The sequence below is a fragment of the Geodermatophilus sp. CPCC 206100 genome, assembly GCF_048569675.1.
In the GTDB taxonomy this organism is placed as follows: domain Bacteria; phylum Actinomycetota; class Actinomycetes; order Mycobacteriales; family Geodermatophilaceae; genus Geodermatophilus.
In genome coordinates, this window is record NZ_JAQISV010000003.1 from 83,405 (window position 1) to 104,443 (window position 21,039).

Here is a 21,039-nt window from a genome sequence, read left to right on the forward strand (position 1 = left end):
CGGCGTGTCGTCCGCGCGTCGTGAGAGACGGACTTGTTCCGGATGCGGCGAGGGGGGATCGTCCGCATCAGCGCCGCGGACGCCGGGGGACCGGGCTGCGCGGCGGCCTCAGAGGAGGGGCCGTCATGGGGTGGGCGATCGTCAGTGTCGTCGGCTTCGCGTTCATGACCGCGCTCGTGGTGGTGCTGGCGCGCAGCAACACCGCCCGCTGGGAGCGCAACCACCGGGCGGCCCAGGCCGCGATCCGGGCCCGGGAGCGGCATGCCCGGGTGGCCGTCCTGATGGCGCACCGCGCTCCGCAGCCCACCCGTCGGTTGCCGCACCCCCACCTCCCGCACCCGCACCTGCCGCACCTCCCGCACGTGCACCTCCCGGCGTGGGTGGTCGACCGGCTGCCGCACCCGAACGGCCACGGTTCCCCGCGCCGCGTCGAGGGCCGGTTCGTGCGCCGGTTGGTCCGCATCCCCGGCCGGCACAAGGCCGCGGCCGAGCAGCCGAGCGAGCAGCGGGAGCCGCAGCGGCAGCCGGACGACAGCGGGCCCACGACGGGCACGCCCTCCTAGAGCAGCGACCGGAACAGCGCGACCAGCCGGTCGGCGTGCGCGTCGAAGGTGTGCTGCTCCCGCACCGTCAGCGCCGCCGCCCGCCCGCGGCGGCCGGCCAGCTCCCCGGCCAGGGCGCCGGCCACGTCGTCGGCGGTCGCGTAGAACAGCCCGGTGCCGTCGCGGCGCAGCACCCGCTCCACCGACACGACCGACCCGGGGTTGGCCGGCTGCAGCAGCGGCAGCCCGGCGGCGAGCAGCACCGGCAGCCGGGCGGGGGAGTTGAGGTCGTCCCAGCTCGCCCGGCGCAGGTCCCCGCCGTTGCCGCTGCGGAAGCGGTGCAGCCAGCCGGCGTCGTAGCGGGAGAGCTCGCGCACCCAGTCCTCGGGCCCGACCGCGGGGTGCACGTGCACGAACGACGGGGCGGCGGCCCGCGCGGCGTCCAGCCAGCCGGTCCAGGAGCCCTTCGGCCCCGGCGCCCGCACCTGGCCGTACAGGTGGGTGTGCACGCCGCGGTGTGCCAGCGCCAGGACCCAGTCCAGGTCCAGGCCGGCGGGCCGGCCGACGACCACGGTGTGCGGCCGGCCGTCGCGGTCGGAGAGCTTCGGCGACAGCGGGGCGACCAGCCAGTCGCGCTTGGGCAGGTCGCCGTCCAGGACGCCGAGCCGCGCGGGGTCCACCCGCCCGCGCAGCGCCAGGGCGAACCAGTCGCGCTCCTCCTCGGTGGCCAGCAGGCAGGCGTCGGCGCCGGCCACCAGGTCGGCGAGCAGCGGCCACTCGCCGCGGGCGATGGTGCGCTGCGGCGCCTCCTTGAACGTCCACACGAACGGCAGGTCCGGGACCGCCGACCGGACGGCGTGCGCGAACGGCACCGCCCGCCAGTTGAGCTGGGCCCACACCACGTCGGGCGGGTCGGCCCGGACCGCCGCGCGCCACCGGTCGCGGTCGACGTCGGGCACGTGCCCGAACGGCAGCGGCCCGACGGTGGAGTCGCCCAGGCCGTCGGCGGTCCACAGCCCGGTCAGCCGGTGCCCGCGCTCGGCCAGCGCGAGGACCCGCTCGGGGTTGAACGCCAGCTCGCCGGCGAGCAGCACGTCCAGCCCGTCGTCCGACGCCGGGTACGCCCGGTCCCGGAACCGGGCGTAGCGCGCGACCTCGTCGACGAACCCGCTGTCGGTGGAGGCGAACCGCAGCGGCTGGCGCACCCGGTAGCGGCTGCGGAAGACGTTGAGCCCGCCGTCGGAGGACTCCCGGATGGCCCGCGAGCGCTGCCCCGGGTGCCGGGTCCAGGTGCAGGTGGTCCGGCCGGTGTCGGCCGCCGGGCCCCGGGCGCGCAGCCGGCGCCACATCAGCCGGTCCAGGTCGTCGGTCTCCAGCTCGGCCCGCTCGGTCCAGCGGTCGGGGGTGCGGGCGTGCGCCACCTGCACCAGTTGCTCGTAGGGAGTGCCCGCCGGCTCGGTCAGCCCGCTGCGCGCCAGCACGACACCGGGCTCCGCCAGGCAGTCCAGCAGGGCGGCCAGGTGGCCGGGGGACCAGACGTCGTCGGCGGGCAGGTAGGCGACCACGGGCGCGTCCGTGTCGTCGAGGCCGGCGTTCAGGGTGGCCCCCAGGCCGCGGTTGGCCGGCCAGCGGACCCGGCGCACACGGGGGTCGGCGGCGGCGGCCACGACGGCGGCGACCGCCTCCGGGTCGGGGGAGCCGTCGTCGAGCACGAGCGCGGTCCAGTCGGCGACGTCCTGGGCCAGCAGGCCCTCCAGCGCGCGGGGGAGGAACGCGGCCTGGTCGTGCACCGGGACGAGGACCCCCACGGCGGTCACGCCGCGGCCTCGGCGAGCTCGTCCTCCTCCCGGACGCGGGCGTACACCTCGGCGACCCGCCCGGCCAGCTGCGGCCAGGAGTAGTCGTGCGCGCGCCGGCGGGCGCCCGCGGCCAGCCGGGCCCGCAGGTCCGGGTCGGCGACCAGCCGGTCCAGCGCGGCGGCCAGCGCGTCGGCGTCCCCCGGGGGCACCAGCAGGCCCGTGGCGCCGTCGCGGACGACCTCCGGGATGCCCCCGACCGCGCTGGCCACCACCGGCAGCCCGGCGGCCATGGCCTCCGTGAGCACCGAGCCCATCTCCTCGTACGCGGAGGGCAGGACCAGCACGTCGAGGGAGGCCAGCACCGCGGGGACGGCGGCGTGCTCGACGAACCCCGCCACGGTGATCCGGTCCCGCCGCGGGCTGGCCGCCACCATCGACCGGACCAGGTCGCCGTCGGGTCCGTCGCCGACCACCACGAGCACGGCGTCCTCGCGCATCCGGTCGAAGGCGGCCACGAGCAGGTCGACCCGCTTCTGCGGGGCGAGGCGGCCCACGTACCCCAGCCGCGGCCGCCCGGCGCCGGGGAAGGCGTCCGCCTGCCGTCCCGCGAACAGCGCGGGGTCGAAGCCGGACGGGATGGTGCTGATCCGCCCGGGGGGAACGCCGTCGGCGTGCAGCGCGGCCGCCGTCCGGGCGGTGAGGACGACGACGGCGTCCGCCCGCCGCAGCGTCGACCGCTCGATCGCCCCGCCCACCCGGCGCAGCACACGGGCCCGCAGGGACCGCCCCCGCAGGGTGTGCCGGACGCTGCAGTGCAGGGTGACCACCAGGGGGCAGCGGTGCCGCCGGGCGGCCAGCCGGGCCAGCACCAGGGTGGCGAGGTCCTCGCCCTGGTGGGCGTGGACGACGTCCACCGCGACCGCCGGCCGGCGCAGCGCCCCCCGGAGCGCGTCGACCGCCCACAGCTGGCGCAGCCGCGCGATGGGCGCGCCGGTGCGGTGCACCCGGGCGCCGCGACCCAGGCCGCGGACGTCGCGCGGGCCGCCGAGCCGCGAGGTGAGCACGGTCTGCCGGTGGCCCTGCGCGTCCAGGCACCGGGTCAGGGTGGCGGTGTGGTTCTGCATCCCCCCGATCGGGTCGAACCGCGCGGCGCGGGCCGCGAGCGCCCCGGGCGGGCCGCCGTCGGGGTGCTCCGGCGGGTGCGACGGCGGCGGCTCGAAGACACTGCACAGGCGCAGGACGTGCAGGCCACCGGCCGGCGGGACGAACGGGCGCACGGGACCTCCTCGTCGGAGAGCCCGCAGTGAAGCAGAGTGCTGGCCGTCGGGACCACGGGAGGAGCCGCCGGTGGCGCAGCCGCTCGCCGACCCGGCCGTGCGCCGGGTGGCCCTGGTCCGCCTGCGCGTGGGCCTGGGTGACCTGCTGTGCTCGGCGCCCGCCCTGCACCGGCTGCGGGCCGCGCGGCCGGACCTGCGGATCACGATGGTCACCTGGCCCGAGCTCGCGCCGCTGGTCGAGCGGCTGGGCGGCGTGGACGACCTGCTGCCCTTCGCCGGGGCGGACGGCGTTCCGGACCGCCCGCCCGGGCGTGCCGCCGACCCGGCCGGCTGGGCGCCGTTCGTCGCCGCGGCCGTCGTCCGCCGCTTCGACCTGGCCCTGCAGGTCTACGGCGACCGGCCCGCGGCCAACCGGGTCACCGCGGCCCTGGGCGCGCGCCTGGTCGGCGGCTTCGCGCCGACCGGGTGGACCGTTCCGGAGGGGGCCGAGGGGCTGCACCTGCGCTATCCGGTGGACCGGCACGAGGCCGAGCGGCACCTGCGGCTGTTCGAGCACCTGGGAGTGCCGCCGGCCGGGCCGCCCGAGCTGGCCTTCCCCCTCACGGCGGACGACGAGGCCGGGCACGCGGCCACCCTCGAGCGTTGGGGCCTGGTGCCCGGCCGGTACGCGGTCCTGCACCCGGGGGCGTCCTCCCCGACCCGCCGCTGGCCGGTGCGCGACTGCGCGGCGGTGGGCGACGCCCTGGCCGGCGACGGGCTGCGCGTCGTCCTCACGGGCGGCGCGGGGGAGCGGGGGATGGGCGCCGCCGTGGCCGCCGCGATGCGCGCCCCCGCGACCGACCTGACCGGCGCGACCGGCCTGGGCGGCCTCGCGGCGCTGCTGCGCGACGCCGCGGTGCTGGTCGGCAACGACACCGGCACCGCCCACCTGGCCGCGGCGGTCGGGGCGCGCAGCGTCACCGTCTTCCTGGCCGGCGACCCCGTGCGCTGGGCGCACCGGGGCCCGCGGCACCGCGCCGTCGTCGCGCGGGTGCCCTGCGCCCCGTGCCCGCACCTGGAGTGCCCGATCGACTTCCGCTGCGCCGCCTCGGTGCGGCCGGCCGCCGTGCTCGCCGCCGCCCGCGACCTGGCCGGGTCCGCGGCGTGAGCCGGGTCTCGCTGGTCTGCGACTCCGAGAACTGGGGCGGCGCCGAGGTCTACCTGACCCACCTGCTCCGGCGGCTCCCCGGCGTCGGCTGGACGCCGTCCCTCGTGGTCGCCGAGCCGCTCGCCGCCCGGTTCGCGCCCGCGGAGTGCGCCGTCGTGCCGCTGGCCCGGCACACCGCCGAGGCCCCCGCGGTGCGGGCGGCGCTGGCGGCGCAGCACCCGGACGTCGTGCTGGTCAACCTGGTCGACCCGGGCTCCAACGCCGCCGCGCTCGCGGCCGCCCGGTCGGTCGCCCCGACCGTCGGCGTGCTGCACCTGGCCGGCGACACCGGTGCGGGCGCGCGGCGGCGGTCCCTGGCGGCGCTCTACGGCGGGCTGGCCGCGGTGCTCACCCCGGCGTCCGGCGCCCGCGACCAGCTGGTCGCCGACCTCGGACTGCCGCCCGGCCGGGTGCACGTCGTCCCCAACGGGGTGGACGTGCCGCCCGACCCGGCGGGCCCGGCCGGCCGGGCGGTGCCGCGCGTCGGCGCGCTGGGCCGGCTCACCGCCCAGAAGGGCTTCGACGTGCTGCTCGCCGCCGTCGGGCGGCTCACCGCGGCCGGCGTCGCCCTGGAGGTGGTCGTCGGCGGGGAGGGCCGCGACGGCGATCGGCTGCGCACCGCGGCCGCCGGCCTGCCGGTCACCTTCCCCGGCTTCGTGACCGACGTCCGCGGGTTCCTCGCCGGCCTGGACGTGTTCTGCCTGTCCTCCCGGCGGGAGGCGCTGCCGCTGGTGCTGCTGGAGGCGATGGCCGAGGGGCTGCCGTGCGTGGCCACCGACGTCGGGGACGTCGCGGCGACGGTCGGGGCGGACGCCGTCGTGGTCCCGCCGGAGGACCCGGCGGCGCTGGCCGGTGCCCTGGGCGTGCTGCTCGCCGACCCCGCGGGCCGGGTCCGGCTCGGGGACCGCGCCCGCCGCCGTGCGGTCGCCGACCTCGACGCGGAACTCATGGTGCGGAGGACCTCCGACGTGCTACGGAGGGTGTGCGGCCGGTCCGCGCGGGGAACCGCGCGGACATGAGCAGCGAGTGAACCAGGAAGAGCAGCAGGCGGCCGCGCGCCAGGCGAAGAAGGAGGGGATGTCGCCCAGCGAGGCGGGGGTGACCACCGGCGCCTCGAAGCAGACGCGCCACGTCCGCACGGGCGACGACCGGCACGAGCACTCCAGCGCCCAGGGGAAGAGCAAGACCTGACCCCGGGGAGCATCCGCAGCACCACCGATGGGAGGACCCCATGGCGATCGCGACGATCAACCCGGCCACCGGCGAGACGGTCAAGACCTACGAGCCGCTCTCGGACGAGGCGCTCGAGGACCGGCTCGCCCGGGCGGCGGCGGCCTTCGCCCAGTACCGGCTGACCTCCCTCCGGGACCGGGCCGGGTGGCTGCGCGCGGCGGCCGACGCCCTCGACGCCGACGCCGCGACCGTCGCCGAGCTGATGACCACCGAGATGGGGAAGACGCTCGCCTCGGCGAAGGCGGAGGTGGCCAAGTGCGCCAAGGCGCTGCGCTACTACGCCGAGCACGGTGAGGGGTTCCTCCAGCCCCAGCCCGCCGACGCCGGGGCGGTGGGAGCGGTCGAGGCCTACGTCGTCCACCAGCCCCTGGGCGTGGTCCTGGCGATCATGCCGTGGAACTTCCCGCTCTGGCAGGCGATGCGGTTCGCCGCGCCGGCGCTCATGGCCGGCAACGTGGGCCTGCTCAAGCACGCCAGCAACGTGCCGCAGACCGCGCTGTACCTGGAGGAGCTGTTCCGCAAGGCCGGCTTCCCCGCCGACGTCTTCCAGACCCTGCTCATCGGGTCCTCGACCGTCGAGCGGGTGATCCGCGACGACCGGGTGGTGGCCGCGACCCTCACCGGCAGCGGGCCGGCCGGGCAGTCGGTGGGCGCGATCGCCGGGGACGCACTGAAGAAGACGGTGCTCGAGCTCGGCGGCTCCGACCCGTTCATCGTCATGCCGTCGGCCGACCTGGACAAGGCGGCCGAGGTGGCGGTGACCTCGCGCTGCCAGAACAACGGGCAGAGCTGCATCTCGGCCAAGCGCTTCATGGTGAACGCCGACGTCGCCGAGGAGTTCACCCGGCTGTTCGCCGAGAAGCTGGCGGCGCTCACCGTGGGCGACCCGATGGCGGAGGACACCCAGGTGGGCCCGCTGGCCACCGAGTCCGGCCTCGAGGACGTCGAGCGGTACGTCCAGGACGCGGTGGCCAAGGGCGCGACCGTCGTCACCGGCGGCCGGCGGGTCGACCGGCCCGGCTGGTTCTACGAGCCGACACTGGTGACCGGCCTGACGCCGGAGATGGCGATGCACTCCGAGGAGGTGTTCGGCCCGGTCGCCGCGCTCTACCCGGTCGCCGACCTCGACGAGGCGCTGCGGATCGCCAACGACCACGTCTACGGCCTGGGCGCCAACCTGTGGAGCGAGGACCAGGGCGAGCGGCTGCGCTTCATCCGCGACGTGCAGTCGGGCATGGCCTTCGTCAACGGGATGGTCACCAGCTATCCGGAGCTGCCGTTCGGCGGGGTCAAGCAGAGCGGCTACGGCCGCGAGCTGACCGAGGTCGGCATGTACGAGTTCACCAACGCCAAGACCGTCTGGATCGGCCCGCCGAGCAGCCGGCAGGGCGAGGGGGAGACGGCGTCGGCCGCGGCGGAGTGACGCCCGGGCGCCCGGTGGTCAGGGGGTGGGCCGGAGCGGGCGCTGAGCGAGGACGACGGTGGTGAGCGCCAGGGCGGCGCCCAGCAGCTGGACCGGGCCGAGCGCCTGGCCGAGCAGCGCCCAGCCGACGGCGGCCGCGACGACGGGGGAGAGCAGGGCCAGGAAGGTGACCTGCCCGGCGGGCAGCAGGCCGATCCCGCGCAGCCACAGCGCGTAGGCCAGGGCGGTGTTCACGGTGGCCAGGTAGAGGAAGCCGCCGGCCTGCCCCGCGGTGAGCCCGGCGGGCAGGCCCTCGGCGGCGAGGGTGAGCGGGAGCAGCACCAGCCCGCCGGCGGCCAGCTGCCAGCCGGTGAACGGCAGCACCGGGACCGGCCGGCCCCAGCGTTTGGTGAGCACCACGCCGGCGCCCATCGACGCCGTGCCGGCCAGGCCGGCGGCCACCCCCACGGCGTCGAGCCGGGCGGCGCTGCTCAGCACGACGAGCCCGATGCCGGCGACGCCGGTCAGCCCGAGCAGCACCGTCCGGGTGCGCAGCCGCTCGCCCAGCAGGGGCACGGCGAGCACCGCGACGAGCAGCGGCTGGGCTGCGCCGAGGAGCGCGGCCACGCCGCCGGGCAGCCGGTAGGCGGCGAGGAACAGCAGCGCGAAGAACGCGCCGATGTTGAGCGTGCCCAGCACCGCCGCCTTCCACCACCACGCCCCGGACGGGAGCCGGCGGCCCGCGGCGACCAGCAGCAGCCCGGCCGGCAGGGCGCGCACCGTGGCGGCGAGGAGGGGCCGTTCCGGTGGCAGCCACTCGGTGGTCACGACGTAGGTCGTGCCCCAGGTGACCGGGGCGACGGCGGTCGCGGCGGTCAGCCACCAGACGGGCCGGAGGCCGGAGGACGGCGCGGCGAGGGTCGACATCGCGCCCGCTCTCTCGAGGACGAGTATCTTGGTAGCAAGCTACTCGGTAGCGTGAATCTGTCAACCGAGATGTGTGCGACGATGGGAGCGTGGCAGCGCACGACGGGGTGGACGTCATCGTCGAGCAGTGGGCCCGCGAGCGGCCCGACCTCGACACCTCCGCGATGGCGGTGTTCGGCCGGATCTACCGGGCGGCGCGCATGGCCGGTGACGCCCAGGAGCGGTGCTACGCGCGGTTCGGGATCACCCGCGCGGACTTCGACGTCCTCGCCACCCTGCGCCGCGCCGCCGGGCCCGAGGGCCTGTCGCCCGGGCGGCTGACCAGCGCGCTCATGCTGACCAGTGGCGGCATGACCGGGCGGCTGGACCGGCTGGAGCGGGCCGGCCACCTCGTGCGCACCCCCGACCCCGCCGACCGCCGCGCGCTTCTGGTGCGGTTGACCGACTCCGGCCGGGCGCTCATCGACGAGGCGGTGACCGCCGGTCTCGCCGTCCAGCAGCAGCTGCTCAGCGGGCTCTCCGGCACCCGGCTGCGCCAGGCGGAGGACCTGCTGCGGGACCTGCTGGCCTCCGTGGAGGCCGGCACTCAGTCCTGAGCGGCGCGCGCGCCGACCCGGGAGTGGCGGTAGCCGTACAAGGCGTAGACCAGCAGGCCGAGCGCCAGCCAGGCCAGGAAGCGCAACCAGGTCTCGATGCTCAGGTTGAGCATCAGGTAGAGGCAGGCCAGCGCCGCCAGCCCCGGTAGCACGGGGGAGAGCGGCACCCGGAAGGGCCGGTGCAGCTCCGGCCGGGTGCGGCGCAGCACGATCACGGCCACCGACACCAGCAGGAACGCGAACAGCGTCCCGATGCTCACCAGGTCGGCCAGCGTGCCCAGCGGCACGAACGTCGCCATGACCAGCACGAGGACGGCGAAGGCGAGCGTGATCCGGACCGGCACGCCGGTGCGCGGGCTGACCCGCGCGACGACCGGCGGCAGCAGCCCGTCGCGACCCATGGCGAACCCGATCCGGCTGACGGTGATGAGGTCCACGAGGATCACCGAGGTCAGCCCGGCGACCGCGGCCAGGGCGATCAGCGCCGACGCCCAGCCGAGGCCGACCTGGTCGAACGCGTCGGCGATCGGCGCCCCACGGTCCAGGCGGTCGTAGCGGACCATCCCGACGACGACCAGCGAGACGCCGATGTAGAGCGCCGTCGACAGCCCCAGGGTGCCGAGCAGGCCGAGCGGCAGGTCGCGGCCCGGGCGGCGGGTCTCCTCCGAGAGGTTCGCGACCGCCTCGAAGCCGGTGTAGGCGAAGAACACCACCGCGGCCGCGGTGAGCATCCCACCGACCCCGAAGGCCACGGGGTCCAGCCCGAGGACGGCGGACACGACCGGCTGGGCCAGCCCGCCGCTCTCCTCGGCCGGCCGGCTCGCCGGGACGAACGGGGTGAGGTTGGCCCCGCGGACGAACCAGGCGCCGGCGACGATGACGAAGACGCAGACCGCCACCTTGACCACCACGAGGACGCCGGTCACGCGGGCGGACTCCCGGACGCCGAGCACCGCGACCACGGTGAGCACGACGACGATCAACGCGGCGCCGACGTTGACCGTCGACTCCTCGCCGAACAGCGACGGCGGCAGGTCCAGCAGGTTGCCGACGTAACCCGACCACCCGCGGGCGACGACCGCCGCGCCGAGGGCGAACTCGAGGAAGAGGTCCCAGCCGATCACCCAGGCGACCAGCTCGCCGGCGGTGGCGTAGGCGTAGGAGTAGGCGCTGCCGGCGGTCGGTGCGGCCGCGGCCAGCTCGGCGTAGCAGAGCGCGGCGAGCAGCGCGACGACCCCCGCGAGGGCGAAGGAGACGACCACGGCCGGGCCCGCGGTGTCGCGGGCCTCCACGCCGGTGAGGGTGAAGATGCCCGTGCCGATGACCACGCCGATGCCGAAGCCCACCAGGTGGCGGGCGGAGAGCGAGCGCCGCAGCCGGCCGACGTCCGCCCCGTCGGTGGTCCCGTCGTCCCCCAGCAGTTCGACCGGCTTGGTCCGGAACAGGTGCACCGGGACACGCTAGGTGCGCGGAGTACCGCCCGCCTGTCGGGCCACCGGCTCGGCCAGCCACCGCAGGACCCGGTCCGCGGTGCCCTGCGGGTCCTCCACGTGCGGGACGTGGCCGACGCCGGGGAACACCTCCAAGCGCCAGTCCGGCCGGGTCGCCGCCAGCGCGCGGGCGGCGGCCACCGGCGCCAGCGGGTCGTCCTCGCCCTGCAGGTACAGCGTCGGCGCGCTGATCCGGGCGACCGTCTCGCGGAACCGCCGGGCGTGCACCAGCACGGCCATCGTGCCGGTGATCGCCCGCCACTGGGCCGCCTGGGCTGCGGCGGCGTCGGGCCGGGCGGCCCGCTCGCGCGTCTCGGCCACCATGACCGGCAGCACGTCGGCCGGCACGCGGTCGACGTGCGGGGTGGCCTGGCGCACCTGCGCGTCGACGGCCTCCTCGGGCGTCATCCGCCGCAGCCGAGCCGCGACCGCCCGCTCCACCGGCGGCAGCCGCAAGAAGGCGCGGCGGGCGGCGAGGATCGGGTCGACCGGCAGCCGGGTGGGGCGGGGGACCGGCGGGCCGATCAGCACCAGCCGCCGGACCGTGTCCGGCGCCTCGGCCGCGTGCTGGATCGCCAGCACGCCGCCCATCGACTGGCCGACGAGGACCACCGGGGTCCCGACCACGGACTCCACGACCCGGCCGATCAGTCGCCGGTTGCCCGCAGCCGCGTCGGCGCCGACCGCCGAGCCGCCGTGGGCGAGCAGGTCGACGGCCAGCACCCGGTGCCGGCCGGCCAGCAGCGGACCGACCAGGCCGAAGGTGATCGCCGAGGCGCCGAGGCCGTGCACGCACAGCACGACCGGGGCGTCCTCGGGGCCGCCGAGGTCCAGCAGGCGCACGCGGTCGCCGCCCAGGGTCACGGTCGCCGACCGGGCTCCCGGCGGCCAGGGGACGGGCTGCAGGTCCACGGCAGTTCCTCCTGCGGTCCGGCCCCCTGCAGGGTCCCGCCGCGGCCCCGTCCAGAGGCTCGCCGCGAGCCTGCGAGCGGCGAGGGGGACGGGGTCCTTCCACGGTGGGGGGCAGGGGGTCCTCTCTCAGACCTCGACGACGTCGAACGTGCGAGAGGGTGCCACGAACTCCTCCTGTGCCGCGACCAGCAGGATCTCCCGCGACCGGGCGTCCTCGGTGCGCTGCAGCAAGCCGTGCACGGAGGCCGCGGCCGCCCCCAGCGCCTTCGCCGCGTCGCGGCCAGCCAGCCAGTGGGCGAGGAACAGCGCGGCGATCGCGTCGCCGGCGCCGTTCACCGACACGTCGAGCTTCGGCGTGCGGACGCGGAAGTGCCGGCCGCCCTCGGAGGCGAGCAGGTCGACGGCGTCCTCCGGGGTGTCGTCGGTGATCAGCGACGTCGTCAACACCACGCGCGGGCCCAGGGCCTGCACGGCGGTCACCGCGTCGCGCACCTCGTCGAGGGTGCGGGTGGTGCGGCCGGACAGCGCGTCGAGCTCGTAGTGGTTGGGCGTGACGACGTCGGCCGCGGGCACGGCGACCTCGCGCATGAACTCCGGGATGCCGGGGCGGACGAACACGCCGCGGCCGACGTCCCCGATGACGGGGTCGCAGCAGTAGACCGCCTCCGGGTTCGCCTCTCGCACCCGCTGCACCGTCTGCACGACCGCGTGACCGATGTCGGCCGAGCCGAGGTAGCCCGAGAGCACCGCGTCGCAGTTGCCCAGCACGCCGCGCTCGGCGATGCCCTCGACGACCTCCTCGATCGCGGGCCCGTCGAACACCCGCCCGCGCCACTCGCCGTAGCCGGTGTGGTTGGAGAACTGGACGGTGTGCACCGGCCACACCTCGATCCCGAGGCGCTGCAGGGGGAACACGGCGGAGGAGTTGCCCACGTGCCCGTAGGCGACGTGCGACTGGATCGAGAGGACGGCGACCATGGGCTGAACCGTGGCACAGGGCCCGGTCCCCGTATCGAGCTGGTGCCGTCCCGGCCGTGCCGACCCCGCCCCGACCCGTTCCGACCCGGCCCCGCTCCGGGCGGGCAGGATGACCGCATGCCCCACCCTCCCCTCAGCTCCTCCGGCGTCGTCGGCGTCGCCGGCCGGATCGACGAGCCGGTCGACGTGCGCACCGCGGACCTGCGGCTGGCCGGCCGCCGACTCCCGGTGACCAGCCCGGCCCGCGTCTACGTCTGCGGCATCACGCCCTACGACGTGACCCACCTCGGCCACGCGTCGACGTTCGTGTGGGCCGACGTGCTGGGCGCGGTGCTGCGGCTCGCGGGGGCCGACGTGGTGAGCAGCCGCAACGTGACCGACGTCGACGACGTCCTCACCCGGGCGGCCGACGCCCACGGCCGGCACTACGACGAGTACGCGCTGAGCCAGGAGTTCGCCTTCGAGCAGGACATGCGGGCCCTCGCCGTCCGGCCGCCGACGCACACGCCCCGCGCCCGGCACCACATCCCGCACGTGCAGCAGCTGGCCGCGGCGCTGCTGGCGGCCGACCGCGCCTACGTCCGGGAGGGACACGTCTTCTTCCGCGGCGCCGGGGTGGTGGAGTCCTCCGGGCTGGACGCGGAGCGGGCGCGGCAGCTGTCCGCCGAGTTCGGCGACGACCCGGCCGACCCGCTGCGCGAGGACCCGTTCGACGTGCCGGTGTGGCGGCCCTCCGGCGAGCGCGACCCCGCCTGGCCCTCGCCGTGGGGCTGGGGGCGGCCGGGCTGGCACGCCGAGTGCGCCGCCATGGCCACCGCCACCCTGGGCCACGGCGTCGACGTCCTGGTCGGCGGCGCGGATCTCGCGTTCCCGCACCACGCGCAGCAGGCGGCGATGGTGGAGGCGGCGACCGGGGTCGGCCCGTTCGCGCGGTCCCAGGTGCACGTCGGTCCGGTGGCGCAGGACGGCGCGAAGATGGCCAAGTCGACCGGCAACCTGACGCTGGTCGCCGACCTGCTGCGGATCACCACCGGGCCGGTGCTGCGGCTGCTGGTGCTCGACCGCCCCTGGGCGCAGCCGTGGGAGTACCGGCCGGAGCTGCTGCAGGGCGCGCAGGCCCGGCTGGACGCGCTGTTCACCGCCGCCGGCCGGCGGGCGTCCTCCGCGGCCGCGAGCCGGGCGGTCGTCGACCGGCTGCTCGACGACCTCGACGTCCCCGGCGCCCTGGACGTCGCCGCGGCCGAGGGCGGGGACGCCGCGCGGCTGCTGGTGCGGGTGCTCGCGCTCGGCTGAGGACGTCGGCCGGTACCTCCGGCCCTGGACGCCGGTCGTCGGTGCTGCTGACGTGGGGGCATGACGGCCGTCCAACACCCGGTCTTCGCCCGCTTCTACACCCACCTGGCGACCGCGATGGAGCGGGTCGGCGCCGACGACCTGCGGCGCGAGCTCCTCGACGGCGCCGCCGGACGGGTGCTCGAGGTGGGCGCGGGCGCCGGCACCAACTTCGCCCACCTGCCGCCGTCGGTCGACGAGGTGGTGGCGGTCGAGCCCGAGCCGTACCTGCGGGCCCAGGCCTCGCGCGCGGCGGAGGGCGTGGCCGTCCCGGTCACGGTGGTGGACGGTGCGGCCGACCGGCTCCCCGCGCAGGACGCCTCGGTCGACACGGTGGTGTGCTCCCTGGTCCTCTGCACCGTGCCCGACCCGGCCGCTGCCCTCGCGGAGGTGCACCGCGTGCTGCGACCCGGGGGCCGGCTGCTCCTGTGGGAGCACGTCCGTGCCGACGGCGGTCCGCTGGCGCGGGTGCAGGAGGCACTCGACCGGACGGTCTGGCCGACGATCGGCGGGGGCTGCCACACGGCTCGGGACACGGTGGCCACCGTCGAGGCGGCCGGCTTTCCCGTCGAGCGGCTGCGCCGGTTCCGGTGGCCGCAGACCCGGGTCCCCGCCCCGACGTCCCCGATGGTCCTCGGGACCGCGGTGCGCCGGTGACCGCGCGGGCCTCCGGACCGGTCCCCGGACAGGGGCGTCCGGCGGCCGGCCCGGGACCTGCGACCCGGTGACCCCGCCGCCCGCCCGTTGCGAGGCTCGAACGGCCCGTTGCCGAGCCGACCGGAGGCCGACCGTGGACCGACTCCGCTCCGCCGACCCGTTCGAGCCGGAGTCCCGGCGCGTCGAGGTCACCGCGTTCGCATGAAGGGCGGCGCGGTGGCGGTGCGCCCGGCCGGGCGTCTGTGGGGCCGCGCCCGTTCCGGCCCGCCGCCCGGACGGCGGCCGTGGTGGGCCCGCCTGCTCGCGGCCGTGACCCTCGAGTCGCTGGTGGCCCGGTAGCCCGAGCGGGCGCTGACCTGCACCGGCGGGGGTGGGTCGGGACCTTGGACTCTGCCCCCGCGGGCCGATGGGGCCCCTAGCCTGTGCCGTCCGGCCTCGGGGTACGGGGTCTGCTGGGCGGACGGAGAGGGTCGTGGTGAGCGGAAACGGGGCTGACCGGCGGATCCGGGTGTTCCTCCTCGACGACCACGAGGTGGTCCGGCGCGGAGTGGCCGACGTGCTCGAGAGCGACCCGGGCATCACGGTCATCGGCGAGGCGAAGAACGCCGCCGAGGCGCTGGCCCGCGTGCCGGCGCTGCGCCCGGACGTCGCCGTGCTCGACGTGCGGCTGCCCGACGGGGACGGCGTCTCGGTCTGCCGGGAGCTGCGGTCGAGGATGCCGGAGCTGAAGGTCGTCATGCTGACCAGCTACAGCGACGACGAGGCGCTGTTCGAGGCGATCATGGCGGGGGCCTCGGGCTACCTGCTCAAGCAGATCCTCGGCCAGGACCTCGTCAGCGGCGTCCGGGTGGTGGCCGCCGGCGGCTCGCTGCTCGACCCGACCGCCACCACCGCCGTCCTCGCCCGGCTGCGGCGGGCGGCGGAGCCGGCCGGGCCGCTGGCCAAGCTCAGCGACCAGGAGCGCACGGTGCTGCGGCTGATCGGCGAGGGGCTGACCAACCGGCAGATCGGCGAGCGGATGTTCCTGGCCGAGAAGACGGTCAAGAACTACGTCTCCCACCTGCTCGCGAAGCTCGGCCTGGAGCGCCGCACGCAGGCGGCGGTGCTGGCCACCGAGCTGCGCGGCTCGTCGCCGGCGGCCTGGGAGGCCTGAGCCCGGAACCGCGGGAGCGGCCTGAGCCCCGGAGCCGCGGGAGCGGCGCGCCGGGCTCAGCGCAGGGGCGCCCACCAGCGCAGCCGCGTCCCGCCGTCCGGGAGCGCGTCGACGTCGCACCCGCCGCGGCGTCGCTGCGCGCGGTCGGTGAGGTTGCGCAGGCCGCTGCGGGCGGCCCGGGGGTCGATCCCACGCCCGTCGTCCACCACCTCGAGGACGACCACGTCGGCGACGTCGAGGGTGATCGTCACGTGCCGGGCACCGGCGTGCCGGGCGGCGTTGCTCACCGCCTCGCGGGCGACCGCCTCGACGTCGGCGGCCAGCTCCCCGGTGACCAGGCTGTCCACCGCGCCGGACATCCGGACGGTCGGGTGCAGCTCCCGGCCGGCGGTCTCGGTGACGACGTCGAGCACCCGGCGGCGCACGCTCGCGGACTGGTCCCCCTCATCGGTGGTGTGCAGGTCGAAGATCGTCGTCCGGATGTCGCGGACGGTCTCGTCGAGCTGCAGCACGACCTGCCGGATGCGGGTGCGGGCCTCGGGGTCGGGCAGGCGCGGCAGCACCGACTGCAGGCTCAGGCCGGCGGCGAAGACCCGCTGGATGACGTGGTCGTGGAGGTCCTGGGCGATCCGGTCGCGGTCCTCGTAGACGGCCAGCTGCCGCGCCACGCGCTGCTGCACCGCCATGTCGAGCGCGGCGGCGATCTGCAGCGCGAACGCGCTCATCAGCGGCGGCAGCGCCGGGGGGAACGGTGGGCGGCCGTCGCGGCGGGCAGCGACCAGGACGGCGTCCTCGCTGTGGCTGCCGCGCAGCCGGACCCCGGCGCACGGACCCCACGCCACCTCGGGGTTGCGCCCTCCCGTCGCCAGCCCCGTCCGGTCGAGCGTGACCACCGACTCGGAGGAGGCGACCGCGTCGAGCACGGGGTTGTCGTCCGGCGAGAGCCGGGCGCCGGTGACGTCGTCGACGCCGTCGCCGGTCTGCGCCCGGACGACGTAGCAGCCGTCCCCGCTGTCCGGCCCCACGAGCAGCCAGGCGGCGTCGGCGCCGGTCAGCTCCGCGACCCGGGAGGTCACCAGCGGGAACACGTCGTCCAGCGAGGTGGTGCTGAGCAGGCAGGCGCGGACGTCGGACAGCGCGGACGTCCAGCGACGCTGCGCCTCGGCCTCCTCGTACAGCCGGGCGTTGTCGATCGCGACGCCCGCGGCGCCGGCCAGCGCGGTGAGCACCGCCTCGTCCTCGGCGGTGAACTCCCCGTGCCGCTTCTCGGTCAGGTAGAGGTTGCCGAAGACCTCGCCGCGGACGAGCACCGGCACCCCGACGAAGACGTGCATCTCCGGGTGGTGTGCGGGGAAGCCGACCGACGACGGGTGCCGGCTGAGGTCGGGGATGCGCAGCGGCTGCGGCTCGGTGATGAGCTGGCCGAGGACGCCCTTGCCCTCGGGGAGCCTGCCCATCCGCGCGGCGAGCTCGTCGTCGATCCCGACGTGGATGAAGGCCGCCAGGCCGCCGCTGGCCGCGAGCACGCCGAGCGCCCCGAAGCGGGCGTCGACCAGGTCCACCGCGGCCACGACGATGCGCCGCAGGGTGGTCTCCAGGTCCAGCCCGGTGGAGACGCTGAGGAAGGCGTCGAGCAGGTGCTGCACCCGCGTCTGGCTGGAGGCCAGCGTCGTGAGCCGGTCCTGCACCTCGTCCAGCAGCTCGGTCAGCCGCATGCCGGCGAGCGGGGACGCGGAAGGACCCGGGTCCAGCTCCGCGGGCGGCTCCGGAGGCATCGTCGTCCCATCAGGCTCGGGAGTTCCGAGACTGCCACGGCCGTTGGGTGTGCGGAAGGTGTGGGGGCGCCGCTCAGCCGTTGGGGGCGGCGAGGCGGCGCGGTCCGTCGTCGCGCGGTGGCACGATCGGTGCCCGGGGCAACGGTCCGTCCCGCCAGCCGGTCAGCAGGGCCATGGCGATGCTGATGTAGCAGGCGTCGGGCCGGCGGTACGAGACCGGCCAGTGCAGCGCGTCGAGCACCGTGACCTCGGCCGGGTCGGTGACCGACCGGGACGGGCCGACGACGGTGACGGTCCACCCGGTGCAGGTGTCCGCGTCGATCGAGTCGACCTGGAAGGCGACCACGGCGCCCCGGGTACCGGACACCAGCGGGCTGTGTGGCCGCGCCGGGATGACGACCTGGTCCCCGTGCACGCAGAAGGTCACCGGCTGGATCGCCGGGAGGGCGTCGCGGGTGTAGCTGACCCGGCCGAGGCGCGCGGTCCGGACCAGGGCCCGGCATGAGGGGTCGTCGAGCTCCTCGACCGCGTGGTCGTGCACGCTGGGCGGCACGGGGACCTCCCTGGTCGCCTGGGGCGGAACGGGGCCGCGGGGGGTCGGGGTGCCCCGCCGGCGGCGGGCTCCATGACTCTCGGCCGGACCGGGCGCCCGGGCGCAGGGACCTTGGTCCCGACCCGGAGCGACGGTCGTCCCGCGCGTGGACCGACTCAGGACGACGCGGCGCGCACCCGGCGGTCCGGCACGCCGACCACCCAGTTGAGCGCACCGGCGATCGCCACCCCGACCGCGGCGCCGCCGACCACGTCCAGCGGGGCGTGCGCGCCGAGGTACACGCGGGCCACGCAGACGAGCGCGGCGAGGACGACGAGCAGCTCGAGCCACCGACGGCGCACGTACGGCGCCAGCAGGACGACGATCCCCGCGACGACGACCGCGTGCCCCGAGGGGTAGGCGATCCCGGCCGACGGGACCTCCCGCAGGATCGCGCCGGGGATGACCGAGCCGGGCCGCTCGCGCTGCACCAGCGACTTGACCAGCTCACCGTGGACCAGCAGCTTCAGCGGCACGAGCAGGACCAGGGCCAGCGCCAGGCGCCACTGCCGCAGCACCAGCGCCGGCACGGCGACCAGCAGCGGCATCGCGATCACGCCGAGCAGCTGGACCGCCCACAACGGCCGCTCCACCACGTCCGGCCAGCCGTTCACCCAGGTGAACACCGCGCGTTCGGCCGTTCCGACCTCGCCGGAGGCCACCGCCCACGAGCAGAGGACGGCGACCGCGGCTCCGCCCGCCGCCGTGACGGCGTCCCGCGGCCGGCGGCGGGCGCTCACGCGCCGAAGCGGTGCTCGAGGCGCGCGGTCAGCAGCCAGCCGATCACCGCGGGGACCCAGAAGGTCAGCACCCGGAAGGCGAGGGCGGCCGCGCAGGCGCTGGCCAGGGGGGCGCCGAGGGCGGTGAGCGCCAGGAGCAGGCCGACCTCCGCGGCGCCCGGCGCCCCTGTCACCGGAACCACCGACCACAGCAGGTGCATCGCGGCGTAGACGCTGGCGGTGGCGAGCAACGGCACCGCACCCCCCGCGGCGTGCATCGCGGCGGCCAGCGTCGCCGCCTCGAGGAGGACCCCGGCGATCGACCAGCCGAACTGCCCGCCCCACCGCCACGGGTCCCCGGTCGGCATGCGGACCAGGGTGGCCAGCAGTGAGGGCAGCCGCCGGCGCGGACCCGGAGCGGTGTCGTGGCGGCCGGCGAGCCGCTGGCCGACCAACACCAGCGCCCAGGCGGCCACCCCGAGCGCGACGGCGTCCGCCAGCGCATCCGGGGCGTCCCACTTCCCCAGGTGGCCCTCCACCACGGCCATGATCAGCATCCCGCCGGCCACCACGCCCGCGGCCACCACCGCCCCGACGACGTACCGGCCGGTCGAGCGCCGCGCGTCGTCGGGCAGCACCCCCGCCCGCTCCAGGAAGCGGGAGGCCGACCGGCGCCACCCCTCGCTGCCGTGCAGCAGGGACGCCGACTCCGCGACCAGCGAGGCGGCGTAGGTGCGCCCCAGCGCCAGCCGGCGCTCGACGGTCATGAGCGCCGCCGCGGCGTTGGCCGCCCGGGCCAGCACGGCGAACGCCAGGGCCGCGCCCAGCCAGCGCCAGCCGCCGTCCTCGAGCACGTCGAAGAACTCCGTGGCGCCGGCCAGCACCGGCACACCGACGAGCACCAGCGCGGACCCGGCCCCGACGGCCAGCCGGGCGAGGGGACCCGGCGGGCCGAACTCCGGCCGGTCGGGGTCGGGCAGGCCCAGCCGCGCCCGTAGCGCGCGGCGCAGGGCGGCCAGCCGGTCGGGGTCGGCCCGCACCCCGGCACGGGTCGCCGCCGTGAGGCTCATCGGGGTCAGCCCCGGCAGGGCCGCGGCGACGGCGTCGGACCCGAGGGCGTCGATGGCGCACCCCACCACCAGGAGCGGGTCGGTGCGCAGGGACAGCGAGGCCAGCAGCTCGGCGACGTCGCCGGCGAGGGCGTCGTCGGAGGCGCCGGTGAGCGCGTTGCCGAAGTCCACCACCCACGGCCGCCCGTCCGGGTCGACCAGCACGCTGGCGGCCACCAGGTCGTGGTGGGCGATCCGGGCGGCGCGCAGCAGCGCCACCTGCTGCCAGACCGCGCCCAGCAGCTCGGGGGTCAGCTCGTCGGCCGGCAGCTCGTCCAGGCCGCGGCCGGTGAGCCACTGCTGCACGACGATCGCGCCGCGGTCCTTGCCGCGGGCCAGCAGGACCGGCGGCACGTGGACGCCGCGCTCCCGGGCGATCATCGCGGCGACCGCCTCGTGTTCGGCCTGCTGGCCCAGGGGTGCGACGGCGTCGGCGTCCTTCACGTCCCGGACGGCGAGCAGCCGCCACAGCCGGTACAGCCAGTCGCGCTCGCGGCGGTCGGGCTCCAGCCACTTCACGTACAGGAGGCGGCCGCGCTCGTCGACCGCCTCGAACGGGATGGAGCTGCGCGCCTGCACCCGGGCCGGTCGCACGTCCCGCACCGGCAGGCCGTAGTGCTGCAGCCACCGCGCGACGCGGTCGGGCGGCACCTCCAGCCGCGGCACGCCGAACGCCCAGTGCACCAGCGAGCCGATCGCCCACCCGACGCCGAGCCCGCCCAGGATGTCCAGCGGCAGGTGCGCGCCGACGTACACGCGGGCCAGGGCCACCGTCCAGGCCAGCACCCACGCGGTCCGGCGGGCCCGGCGCGGCAGGTACGGGACGACGGCGGTGGCCAGCGCCGCGGCGACGGCGGAGTGCCCGCTGATGAAGCCCAGGCCGCCGACCGGGCCCTCGGGGAAGTTCGCGTCGAGCGGGAACCCGCCGGGGCGCTCCCGCTGGACGACGCTCTTCACCAGGTCGGCGGCCAGGTAGGCGAGGACCCCCGAGACCAGCATGTCCCGGGCCATCCGCAGCCGACGGGTCAGCGCGGCCAGCGCGGCGACCACCGGGACGGCCGCGACGTTGCCCAGCTGCATGACCACCCAGACGACCGGGAAGACCTCCGCCGGCAGGTCGTTGACCACCTGGAAGACGTTGCGTTCCAGCACCGGCAGTTGGCCGCGCTGCGCGATGAGGAAGCCCAGGCCGAGCACCGCCAGCCCGGCGACCACGCGCACGAGGTCCACGGCGTGCCGCTGCACGGGCCTGCGCACGCCGCCCGGTGCGCGGACGCCCGGCACCGCCGGGGACTCGACGCGCGAGGTCACGCCTCCAGGGTGCACCTCGCAGCGCTCCCGGTCAGCAGGGTCGCGCGGC

19 protein-coding genes are annotated in these 21,039 nt (G+C 76.8%); 9 read left to right on the plus strand and 10 right to left on the minus strand.

The window, feature by feature from the left end:
* The first annotated feature begins 125 nt into the window (after positions 1–125).
* Entirely contained in the window at positions 126–563 is a 438-nt protein-coding gene (locus PGN05_RS00980; protein ID WP_419750361.1) for a hypothetical protein, read from the plus strand.
* Here the strand turns inward: PGN05_RS00980 and PGN05_RS00985 are convergent.
* The gene (locus PGN05_RS00985) at positions 560–2,359 is read right to left on the minus strand and encodes a glycosyltransferase (protein WP_419750362.1); all 1,800 of its coding nucleotides are present in this window, start codon (positions 2,357–2,359) and stop codon (positions 560–562) included. The two genes, PGN05_RS00980 and PGN05_RS00985, sit on opposite strands and share 4 nt — an antisense overlap.
* A complete protein-coding gene (locus PGN05_RS00990) occupies positions 2,356–3,618 on the minus strand; it encodes a glycosyltransferase (protein WP_419750363.1) in 1,263 nt (420 codons plus the stop codon). The genes PGN05_RS00985 and PGN05_RS00990 overlap by 4 nt, the downstream gene beginning before the upstream one ends.
* A gap of 70 nt (positions 3,619–3,688) precedes the next feature.
* Between PGN05_RS00990 and PGN05_RS00995 the strand changes: the two genes are divergently transcribed.
* From PGN05_RS00995 to PGN05_RS01010, 4 genes are read left to right on the plus strand one after another with little or no spacing between them, the layout of a single operon-like run.
* Positions 3,689–4,765, plus strand: a complete 1,077-nt coding sequence (locus PGN05_RS00995) for a glycosyltransferase family 9 protein (RefSeq protein WP_419750364.1) — start codon at positions 3,689–3,691, stop codon at positions 4,763–4,765.
* Positions 4,762–5,823 carry a glycosyltransferase family 4 protein gene (locus PGN05_RS01000; RefSeq protein ID WP_419750365.1) on the plus strand — a complete coding sequence of 354 codons (1,062 nt, stop codon included), beginning with the start codon at positions 4,762–4,764 and terminating at the stop codon, positions 5,821–5,823. Before PGN05_RS00995 ends, PGN05_RS01000 begins: the two co-directional genes overlap by 4 nt.
* 7 nt (positions 5,824–5,830) lie before the next feature.
* Positions 5,831–5,995, plus strand: coding sequence for a hypothetical protein (locus tag PGN05_RS01005; RefSeq protein ID WP_419750366.1), 165 nt, complete (start codon positions 5,831–5,833; stop codon positions 5,993–5,995).
* A 40-nt stretch (positions 5,996–6,035) separates the two neighbouring features.
* Positions 6,036–7,460: an NADP-dependent succinic semialdehyde dehydrogenase gene (locus tag PGN05_RS01010; RefSeq protein ID WP_419750368.1), complete on the plus strand. Its 1,425-nt coding sequence runs from the start codon at positions 6,036–6,038 to the stop codon at positions 7,458–7,460.
* Between the two features lie 18 nt (positions 7,461–7,478).
* Here the strand turns inward: PGN05_RS01010 and PGN05_RS01015 are convergent, their stop codons facing one another.
* Positions 7,479–8,366 (minus strand): EamA family transporter, encoded by an 888-nt coding sequence (locus PGN05_RS01015; protein ID WP_419750370.1) that lies wholly within the window; start codon positions 8,364–8,366, stop codon positions 7,479–7,481.
* 89 nt (positions 8,367–8,455) lie between these two features.
* Here PGN05_RS01015 and PGN05_RS01020 point away from each other — a divergent pair, with 89 nt between their 5' ends.
* Positions 8,456–8,962: a MarR family winged helix-turn-helix transcriptional regulator gene (locus PGN05_RS01020; protein ID WP_419750371.1), complete on the plus strand. Its 507-nt coding sequence runs from the start codon at positions 8,456–8,458 to the stop codon at positions 8,960–8,962.
* Here the strand turns inward: PGN05_RS01020 and PGN05_RS01025 are convergent.
* The 3 genes from PGN05_RS01025 to pdxY form a co-directional block, all read right to left on the minus strand.
* Entirely contained in the window at positions 8,953–10,413 is a 1,461-nt protein-coding gene (locus PGN05_RS01025) for an amino acid permease (protein WP_419750373.1), read from the minus strand. The two genes, PGN05_RS01020 and PGN05_RS01025, sit on opposite strands and share 10 nt — an antisense overlap.
* A 9-nt stretch (positions 10,414–10,422) precedes the next feature.
* A complete protein-coding gene (locus PGN05_RS01030) occupies positions 10,423–11,364 on the minus strand; it encodes an alpha/beta fold hydrolase (protein WP_419750374.1) in 942 nt (313 codons plus the stop codon).
* A 126-nt stretch (positions 11,365–11,490) separates the two neighbouring features.
* A complete protein-coding gene (gene pdxY, locus PGN05_RS01035) occupies positions 11,491–12,342 on the minus strand; it encodes a pyridoxal kinase PdxY (RefSeq protein ID WP_419750376.1) in 852 nt (283 codons plus the stop codon).
* A 117-nt stretch (positions 12,343–12,459) separates the two neighbouring features.
* Here pdxY and PGN05_RS01040 point away from each other — a divergent pair, with 117 nt between their 5' ends.
* From PGN05_RS01040 to PGN05_RS01050, 3 genes are all read left to right on the plus strand, one after another.
* Positions 12,460–13,635, plus strand: coding sequence for a cysteine--tRNA ligase (locus tag PGN05_RS01040; protein ID WP_419750377.1), 1,176 nt, complete (start codon positions 12,460–12,462; stop codon positions 13,633–13,635).
* A gap of 60 nt (positions 13,636–13,695) precedes the next feature.
* Complete coding sequence (locus PGN05_RS01045) at positions 13,696–14,331, plus strand: class I SAM-dependent methyltransferase (RefSeq protein ID WP_419750378.1); 636 nt, start codon at positions 13,696–13,698, stop codon at positions 14,329–14,331.
* A gap of 475 nt (positions 14,332–14,806) precedes the next feature.
* A complete protein-coding gene (locus tag PGN05_RS01050; RefSeq protein ID WP_419750379.1) occupies positions 14,807–15,484 on the plus strand; it encodes a response regulator in 678 nt (225 codons plus the stop codon).
* Positions 15,485–15,540: 56 nt separating this feature from the next.
* Here PGN05_RS01050 and PGN05_RS01055 read toward each other — a convergent pair whose 3' ends face one another.
* From PGN05_RS01055 to PGN05_RS01070, 4 genes are all read right to left on the minus strand, one after another.
* Positions 15,541–17,199: a GAF domain-containing protein gene (locus PGN05_RS01055; protein ID WP_419750380.1), complete on the minus strand. Its 1,659-nt coding sequence runs from the start codon at positions 17,197–17,199 to the stop codon at positions 15,541–15,543.
* 133 nt (positions 17,200–17,332) lie between these two features.
* Positions 17,333–17,812 carry a pyridoxamine 5'-phosphate oxidase family protein gene (locus PGN05_RS01060; RefSeq protein ID WP_419750381.1) on the minus strand — a complete coding sequence of 160 codons (480 nt, stop codon included), beginning with the start codon at positions 17,810–17,812 and terminating at the stop codon, positions 17,333–17,335.
* 155 nt (positions 17,813–17,967) lie between these two features.
* Positions 17,968–18,591: a phosphatase PAP2 family protein gene (locus PGN05_RS01065; RefSeq protein WP_419750383.1), complete on the minus strand. Its 624-nt coding sequence runs from the start codon at positions 18,589–18,591 to the stop codon at positions 17,968–17,970.
* Positions 18,588–20,990, minus strand: a complete 2,403-nt coding sequence (locus PGN05_RS01070) for a phosphatase PAP2 family protein (protein WP_419750385.1) — start codon at positions 20,988–20,990, stop codon at positions 18,588–18,590. The genes PGN05_RS01065 and PGN05_RS01070 overlap by 4 nt, the downstream gene beginning before the upstream one ends.
* Positions 20,991–21,039 lie beyond the last annotated feature (49 nt).

Bases quoted from the DNA above. Each gene is read 5' to 3' on its own strand.
- PGN05_RS00980 (WP_419750361.1), top strand. From the start codon at position 126: ATGGGGTGGGCGATCGTCAGTGTCGTCGGCTTCGCGTTCATGACCGCG.
- PGN05_RS01015 (WP_419750370.1), bottom strand. From the start codon at position 8,366: ATGTCGACCCTCGCCGCGCCGTCCTCCGGCCTCCGGCCCGTCTGGTGG.
- PGN05_RS01010 (WP_419750368.1), top strand. From the start codon at position 6,036: ATGGCGATCGCGACGATCAACCCGGCCACCGGCGAGACGGTCAAGACC.
- PGN05_RS01055 (WP_419750380.1), bottom strand. From the start codon at position 17,199: ATGCGGCTGACCGAGCTGCTGGACGAGGTGCAGGACCGGCTCACGACG.
- PGN05_RS01045 (WP_419750378.1), top strand. From the start codon at position 13,696: ATGACGGCCGTCCAACACCCGGTCTTCGCCCGCTTCTACACCCACCTG.
- pdxY (WP_419750376.1), bottom strand. From the start codon at position 12,342: ATGGTCGCCGTCCTCTCGATCCAGTCGCACGTCGCCTACGGGCACGTG.
- PGN05_RS01040 (WP_419750377.1), top strand. From the start codon at position 12,460: ATGCCCCACCCTCCCCTCAGCTCCTCCGGCGTCGTCGGCGTCGCCGGC.